The following is a 7,498-nucleotide window of genomic DNA, read 5'->3' as shown; positions in this document are numbered from 1 at the left end:
AGGCTGACGATAGGCTGATCCGCGTGGACGCCGACAGCGGCGCGCACGGCGGCGGCGGCCTCGGGCGAGGCGCCGGTGACGTGGACCTGGCGCACCTTCAGACCCATGCCGGTCGTCACGGCGTCAAAGCGTTCGCTGACGGCGGTCGAGATGCGCTCGGCCCGCGCGCCCGTGGCCAGCACGGCCGCCAGTATGCCGACGCCGACCACCAGGGTCGCCGCCACGACGCGCGGCGACATGTCCAGACGGCCGATCTCGGCCGCGCGGCCGGACGGAGCGCCGCGCGCGCCGCCCTTGCCCGAAGACTGTGTCCGACCGCCGCGCACTACCGCGGGCATGAGGCGTCCTCCACCATCCAACGTACCAGTTCGCGATAATCCATACCGACGAAGGCCGCCTGCTCGGGGACGAGCGAGGTCGGGGTCATGCCGGGCTGGGTGTTCACCTCCAACAGAACGAGAACGTCGTTAACATCGTCATAACGGAAGTCGCTTCTGGACACGCCTCGGCAACCCATCGCCGTGTGCGCCAGCTCGGCCTCGCGCAGCGCCGCCTCGAAGACGTGCGGCGGCAAAACCGCGGGCAGGACATGGACCGAGCCGCCCTTGGCGTATTTGGCCTCGTAGTCGTAGAAGCCCTTGACCGGGGTTATGTCGGTGACCGTCAGGGCGCGGGGACCCGACGCCTCGCCCAACACTGTGACAGCCAGCTCCTTGCCGGGAATGAAGGGTTCGACCATCACCTTCTCGCCATAGGCCCAGTCCGGGGCGGCGACCTCGCCGGCGAAGTCGTTGGCGCCCTCGCGCACCAGATAGACGCCGACGGACGAGCCCTCCGCGTTCGGCTTGACGACATAGGGCGGGTCGATGACGTGGCGGGTCGCCACCTCGTGTCGGTCGAACAGGCCGCCGCCGGGCACCTTCAATCCCGCGGCCTTCAGCACGGCCTTGGACTTGTCCTTGTCCATCGCCAGGGCCGAGGCCAGCACCCCGGAGTGGGTGTAGGGAATCCGCAGGGTTTCCAGCACCCCCTGGACGCAGCCGTCCTCGCCCCAGGCGCCGTGCAGGCAATTCAGCGCCACGTCGGGCTTGATGAGGCCCGACAGGACATTGGCCAGGTCGCGGCCCGCATCGACGCGGCTGACCCGCGCGCCCTGCCGCTCCAGGGCCTTGGCGCATTCCTCGCCCGAGGACAGCGAAACCTGCCGCTCCGCCGATATTCCGCCCATCAGGACGGCGACGTGAAGGTCGGAAAGGGGGCGGTTCATCTTCGGCTCCGGACTGTCCGCAGCGATGGCCCGAAGGTCGTTAACAGCGCGTCAACCAAAGCCGGCCGGACGCCCTATCCTACCCCTTTGTCCCCGCTTGCGGCGAGGGCGATCAGGCGGTCCGGCCGATCCGCCTGATCTCCCAATCCAGCTGAACGCCGGTCTTTTCCAGAACATCGGCGCGCACGGCCTCGCCCAGCCCCTCGATGTCGGCGGCGGTGGCCTCCCCGGGGTTGATCATGAAGTTGGAATGCAGCTCGCTGAATTTGGCGCCGCCCCCGGTCACCGCGTGCAGCTTTCCGCGCCAGCCCGCCTCGTCCACCAGCTTCCACGACGAATGGCCGGGCGGGTTCTTGAAGGTGGAGCCGCCGGTTTTTTCGCGGATCGGCTGGGTCGTCTCGCGACGGCTGGTGATCTCGGCGATCCGGGCTGCGACGGCGTCCGGCGCATCCGGCGTTCCCCGATAGGTCGCCTCGACCCAGATGATGTCGGCCGGCGCGTCGGAATGGCGATAGGTGTAGCCGAAATCGCCCAGGGCGTAGTCCACCCGCTCGCCGGCGCGGTTCAATCCCCAGGCCGAGACCAGGACGTCCTTGGTCTCCGACCCATAGCAGCCGGCATTCATGGTCAAGGCGCCGCCGATCGTCCCTGGAATGCCGGCGTAGAATTCCAGCCCGGCGATCCCCGCCTTGGCCGACGCCTTGGCGACCATGGAATCCAGCGTGCCGGCGCCGGCCGTGATCGTATCCCCGTCCGTCGCGACCTGCGCCCAGGGGCGTCCGGCCAGGCGAATCACCACGCCCTCGACCCCGCCGTCGCGGACGATGACGTTGGAGCCGACGCCCAGAACCGTCACCGGAACGGCGCGGTCCAGCGCCTTCAGGAATTCAGCCAGATCGTCGGCGTCGGCCGGAATGAAGAACGCCTCGGCGGCGCCGCCGACGCGGAACCAGGTGTAGGGCCCCAACGGCTCGTCGCGCAGCAGCTTGCCGCGAACCTCGGGAAGGGCGTCACGCCAGCTCATCGATCGGGATCCTGCTGTGGCTTGAAGTCCGGTCGGTTGACCGGGGAATCGGGGCTGACGCCCGTGACCTTTTCCGGCAGTCCGTCGCACAGCTTCAGCCAGGACAGCCGGCTCTCGACGCCGAAGTGCGACTGCACCGGGGCGCGCTCGGGCTCGTCCAGGCTGCCCGTCGTCACCTCAATGGTGTCCTTGGAATCGTAATCGAAGCTCAACGGCGTGCCGCAGGCCGAACAGAAGCCCCGCCGGGAAAGATTGGAGCTGCGGAAATAGCTCGGCTCTCCACGGGTCCACGTCAACTGGTCCTTGCGTACGCCGGACAGCGCGGCGAACACGCCGCCGGTCGCGCGCTTGCACATATTGCAATGGCAGAACTCGGTGTACGGATCGGCCGACAGGGCGTAGCGGATCGCGCCGCACTGGCAGCCGCCGGTCAGGAGCGTCACGCCAGCGCTTCCAGCTGCGCCGGCAGGCCGTAGGCCCAGCTGGTGATGTCGCCGGCGCCCAGCAGAACGACGACGTCGCCCTCCTGGGCTTCGTCCTTGATCAGGCGCGGCAGGACGGCGGCGTTCTCCAGCGCCTGGACGCTGCGATGGCCGAAGCGGCGCACGCCTTCGACCAGGGCGTGCTTGTCCACCCCCTCGATCGGCGGTTCGCCGGCCGGATAGACGTCGGCCACGATGACGCTGTCGGCGTCGGAGAAGGCGGTGGAGAAGTCGTCCATCAGGTCGCGCAGCCGGGTGTAGCGGTGCGGCTGGACCACGGCGATGACGCGCCCCTCGGCGACCTGACGCGCGGCCTTCAGCACGGCGGCGATCTCGACCGGGTGGTGGCCGTAATCGTCGACGATGCGCACCCCGCCCACGACGCCGGTGGTGGTGAAGCGGCGCTTGACCCCGCCGAACCCGGCCAGGCCCGTTCGGATCGCCTCGTCCGACACGTCCAGTTCGCGCGCCACGGCGATGGCGGCCAGGGCGTTGGAGACATTGTGCCACCCAGCCATCGGCAGGTGCAGCTTCTCGATCCGGTGCTCCTCGCCGTTTCTGATCACCACATCGAAGCGGGCGCCGTCCGGTCCCATCTGGCAGCCCTCGGCCCGAACCATCGCCTGGGGGTTCAGGCCGTAGGTGATCAGTCGCCGGTTATCGATGCTGGCGACCAGCCGCTGAACCTCGGGATGATCCAGACACACGGCGGCGAAGCCGTAGAAGGGGATGTTCTCCACGAAATCGCAGAAGGCCCGGCGCACGGCGTCGAAGTCGCCGTAGTGGTCCAGGTGTTCCGGGTCGATGTTGGTGACGACGGCCACGGTCGATTTCAGGCGCAGGAAGCTGCCGTCCGACTCGTCGGCTTCGACCACGATCCAGTCGCCGTCGCCGACCTTGGCGTTGGTGCCGTAGGCGTTGATGATGCCGCCGTTGACCACCGTGGGATTCAGGCCGGCCGCGTCGAGAAGGGCCGCCACCATCGAGGTCGTGGTGGTCTTGCCGTGGGTGCCCCCGACCGCGATGGAGAATTGCAGCCGCATCAGCTCGGCCAACATCTCGGCGCGACGGACCAGGGGGATGCGGCGCGCCCGCGCGGCCTTCATTTCCGGATTGTCGGCCTTCACCGCCGTGGAATAGACCACCGCCGAGACGCCTTCGCCGATATGGGCCGCGTCGTGGCCGATGAAGATCTTGGCGCCCAGCTTTTCCAGGCGCTCGGTATTGGCGCTGGCCTTGGCGTCAGAGCCTTGTACCGAATAGCCGATCTTCAGCATGATCTCGGCTATGCCGCTCATGCCGATGCCGCCGATGCCGACGAAGTGGACGGGACCGAGGTCGAAAGGGACGGGTCGAAGGCGCGCGATCATCGTCGCCTCATAGACGCCGCCTCGCCCGCTGCGAAGGGCGCGCCGGCTCGGGAGCGAACTTTTTATGACCGCTCCTGTGCGCGGCTTCGCACAGAACCATCGCCATCTCGCGACGTTAGCAGCACGACGCGCGTCGCATGGTGTGGACGCCGCTTTCCCAAAAGGTTGCCCCGATGGCCAAGACCCCCGACCGCGTCCCCGCGTCCCATGTCGGCGACGGCGGCGAGACGCATCAGACCGCCTCGGCGCCCGACGCCCGCCTGACGACCAACCACGGCGCGCCGATCGGCGACAATCAGAATTCGCTGAAGGCGGGCCCGCGCGGTTCCACCCTGCTGGAGGACTTCATCCTTCGCGAGAAGATCCAGCATTTCGACCACGAGCGCATCCCCGAGCGCATCGTCCACGCGCGCGGATCGGCGGCCCACGGCGTGTTCGAACTGACCGACAGCCTGTCGGACTACACCACCGCCCGGATCCTGACCGAGGTGGGCGAGAAGACCGAGGTCTTCACCCGCTTCTCGACAGTGGCGGGCGGCGCGGGGTCGGTGGATACGCCCCGCGACGTGCGCGGCTTCGCCGTCAAGTTCTACACCCGCGAGGGCAACTGGGACCTGGTGGGCAACAACATCCCGGTCTTCTTCATTCAGGACGCCATCAAGTTCCCGGACCTGATCCATTCGGTGAAGATGGAGGCGGACCGGGGCTATCCCCAGGCCGCCTCGGCGCATGACACCTTCTGGGATTTCATCGGCCTGACGCCCGAGAGCACCCACATGATCATGTGGGCCATGTCCGACCGGGCCATCCCGCGTTCGCTGCGGATGATGGAAGGGTTCGGCGTCAACACCTTCCGCCTGATCAACGCCGAGGGGGTCGCCACCTTCGTCAAGTTTCACTGGCGGCCCAAGCTGGGAACCCAGTCGACCTGTTGGGACGAGGCGGTCAAGATCGCCGGCGCCGACCCCGACTATCACCGGCGCGATCTCTATGAGGCCATCGACCAGGGCGACTTCCCGGAATGGGAGTTCGGCGTCCAGCTGTTCAGCCAGGAAGAGGCCGACGCCCTGCCCTTCGACATCCTGGACGCCACCAAACTGATCCCCGAGGAGGACCATCCGATCCGCGTGATCGGGCGCATGACCCTGAACCGCAACCCGGACAACTTCTTCGCGGAGACGGAGCAGGCCGCCTTCCTGCCCACCAACATCGTGCCGGGGATCGACTTTTCCGAGGATCCGCTGCTGCAGGGGCGGCTGTTCTCCTACCAGGACACCCAGTTGTCGCGACTGGGGACGGTGAACTTCCACCAGATTCCGATCAACCAGGCCAAGGGCTGCCCGTTCCAGAACTTCCAGCGGGACGGCCAGATGCAGACCCAGGTGTTCAAGGGTCGCGCCAACTACGAGCCGAACAGCCTGGCCGAGGCCGGCGAGGCCGGCGGCCCGCGCGAAGATCCCAAGGGCGGCTTCCGCACCGCGCCCATCCCGCAGGAGGGCGAGAAGGTCCGGCTGCGCGCCGAGACCTTCGCCGATCACTACAGCCAGGCGCGGCTGTTCTTCCGCTCTCAGACCGAGATCGAACAGGCCCACCTGGCCAGCGCCATCGTGTTTGAACTTTCCAAGGTGTCGCTGCCCCACGTGCGCGAGCGCATCCTGGCCAATCTGCAGAATGTGGACGAGACCCTGGCGCGGCGGGTAGCCGACGGCCTGAACCTGCCCCTGCCCAAGGCGTCAGAGGCCGCCGTGGAGCCGACCGATCTGGAGCCGTCGCCGGCGCTGCGCATCGTCGGCAAATATCCCGACACGCTAAAGGGTCGAAAGGTCGCCATCCTGGTCGCCGACGGTTCGGACGGCGCGATCGTCGATGCGGTCCGCACGGCGGTCGAAGGCGACGGCGGGTCGGTCTTCATCGTCGCGCCCAAAATCGGCGGGGCCAAGCTGAAGGACGGCAAGCCCCTGGCCGCCGACGGCCAGCTGGCCGGCAGCCCGTCGGTGCTGTTCGACGCCGTCGCCATCGTCCTGTCCGACGACGGTTGCGCCGAGTTGATGAAGGAAGGCGCGGCGGTCGATTTCGCCAAGGACGCCTTCGGCCACCTCAAGGCCGTCGGCTGCACGCCCGACGCCCAGCCCCTGCTGGACAAGGCGGGCGTCGAGGCGGACGCGGGCGTGATCGATCTGTCCGCCGACGCCGACGCCTTCCTGCCCGCGGCGCGCACGCGCCAGTGGGACCGCGAGCCCAAGGTGCGCATGCTGGCCTGATCGAAAGTGGAACCGGCGCGATCCGTCGCGCCGGTTACGCCACCTTAACCACAAGGATTCACCATCGCGGCTCTCATTGTACGGGGCCGCATTTCCATGTCCGACCTGCAGACACCTGTCCTCGACAAGGACGTCATCCATCGTGGCGATTGCATCGCGGTGCTGAAAAGCCTGCCGGACGCCTCGGTCGACATGGTCTTCGCCGACCCGCCCTACAATCTGCAGCTGGGCGGCGACCTGCTGCGGCCGGACAATTCCAAGGTCGACGCCGTCGACGACGACTGGGACAAGTTCTCAAGCTTCGCCGAATACGACGCCTTCACCCGCGCCTGGATGGCGGAATGCCGCCGCGTGCTGAAGCCCGAGGGTTCGATCTGGGTGATCGGCTCCTATCACAACGTCTTCCGCCTGGGCTCGGCGATCCAGGACCTGGGCTTCTGGGTGCTGAACGACATCATCTGGCGCAAGTCGAACCCGATGCCGAACTTCAAGGGCACGCGCTTCACCAACGCCCATGAGACGCTGATCTGGGCCGCCAAGTCGCGCGACCAGAAGCGCTACACCTTCAACTACGACGCCCTGAAGGCCTTCAACGAAGACACCCAGATGCGTTCGGACTGGACCTTCGCCCTGTGCACGGGCGAGGAGCGGATCAAGGACGCCGACGGCAAGAAGGCGCATCCGACGCAGAAGCCCGAGGCCCTGCTGCATCGTGTGCTGCTGGCCGCCACGCGACCGGGCGACGTGGTGCTGGACCCCTTCTTCGGCACCGGCACGACGGGCGCGGCGGCCAAGCGGCTGGGCCGTCACTATGTCGGCATCGAACGCGACGAGACCTACGCCCAGGTGGCGCAGACCCGTATCGAGTCCGTCGTTCAGGCCAATCCCGAGGACCTGGCCGTGATGGGCTCCAAGCGCGCCGAGCCCAAGGTGCCGTTCGGCGCCCTGGTCGAAGCCGGCCTGCTGCATCCGGGCGACCGCCTCTATTGCCCCAAGGGCGAGAGGGAGGCGCGGGTTCGCGCCGACGGATCGCTGGTCCACGGGTCGCTGACCGGTTCGATCCACAAGCTGGGCGCCCTGCTGGAGAACGCCCC

General features: G+C 67.7%; 6 protein-coding genes and 1 pseudogene. 2 read left to right on the top strand and 5 right to left on the bottom strand.

Annotated features, from left to right (window positions below; all coding sequences use genetic code 11):
• The 5 genes and pseudogenes from B2U11_RS11525 to murC all read right to left on the bottom strand — a co-directional run.
• Positions 1–338: pseudogene (locus B2U11_RS11525) on the bottom strand (cell division protein FtsQ); the annotation flags it as partial.
• Complete coding sequence (locus B2U11_RS11520) at positions 326–1,267, bottom strand: D-alanine--D-alanine ligase (protein ID WP_292071869.1); 942 nt, start codon at positions 1,265–1,267, stop codon at positions 326–328. The gene B2U11_RS11520 and the pseudogene B2U11_RS11525, both read right to left, overlap by 13 nt.
• A gap of 112 nt (positions 1,268–1,379) precedes the next feature.
• A complete protein-coding gene (murB, locus tag B2U11_RS11515) occupies positions 1,380–2,291 on the bottom strand; it encodes a UDP-N-acetylmuramate dehydrogenase (protein WP_201215952.1) in 912 nt (303 codons plus the stop codon).
• Positions 2,288–2,734, bottom strand: coding sequence for a GFA family protein (locus B2U11_RS11510; protein ID WP_292071868.1), 447 nt, complete (start codon positions 2,732–2,734; stop codon positions 2,288–2,290). The genes murB and B2U11_RS11510 overlap by 4 nt, the downstream gene beginning before the upstream one ends.
• Positions 2,731–4,143 (bottom strand): UDP-N-acetylmuramate--L-alanine ligase, encoded by a 1,413-nt coding sequence (gene murC / locus B2U11_RS11505; protein ID WP_292071867.1) that lies wholly within the window; start codon positions 4,141–4,143, stop codon positions 2,731–2,733. The genes B2U11_RS11510 and murC overlap by 4 nt, the downstream gene beginning before the upstream one ends.
• A 173-nt stretch (positions 4,144–4,316) precedes the next feature.
• Here murC and B2U11_RS11500 point away from each other — a divergent pair, with 173 nt between their 5' ends.
• Together B2U11_RS11500 and B2U11_RS11495 are read left to right on the top strand one after the other, a co-directional pair.
• Positions 4,317–6,404: a catalase gene (locus B2U11_RS11500; RefSeq protein WP_292071866.1), complete on the top strand. Its 2,088-nt coding sequence runs from the start codon at positions 4,317–4,319 to the stop codon at positions 6,402–6,404.
• 96 nt (positions 6,405–6,500) lie between these two features.
• Positions 6,501–7,498, top strand: a 998-nt coding sequence (locus tag B2U11_RS11495) for a site-specific DNA-methyltransferase (protein ID WP_292071865.1), incomplete at its 3' end; no start/stop codon positions are given.

The organism is Brevundimonas sp. UBA7534 (genome assembly GCF_002479325.1).
Taxonomy (GTDB): domain Bacteria; phylum Pseudomonadota; class Alphaproteobacteria; order Caulobacterales; family Caulobacteraceae; genus Brevundimonas.
The sequence above is the reverse complement of the archived record's forward strand: the minus strand, read 5'-3'. Positions and strand labels throughout refer to the sequence as shown.

Coding starts and splice junctions, on each gene's coding strand:
- murC (WP_292071867.1), bottom strand. CDS start 4,143: ATGATCGCGCGCCTTCGACCCGTCCCTTTCGACCTCGGTCCCGTCCAC.
- B2U11_RS11500 (WP_292071866.1), top strand. CDS start 4,317: ATGGCCAAGACCCCCGACCGCGTCCCCGCGTCCCATGTCGGCGACGGC.
- murB (WP_201215952.1), bottom strand. CDS start 2,291: ATGAGCTGGCGTGACGCCCTTCCCGAGGTTCGCGGCAAGCTGCTGCGC.
- B2U11_RS11520 (WP_292071869.1), bottom strand. CDS start 1,267: ATGAACCGCCCCCTTTCCGACCTTCACGTCGCCGTCCTGATGGGCGGA.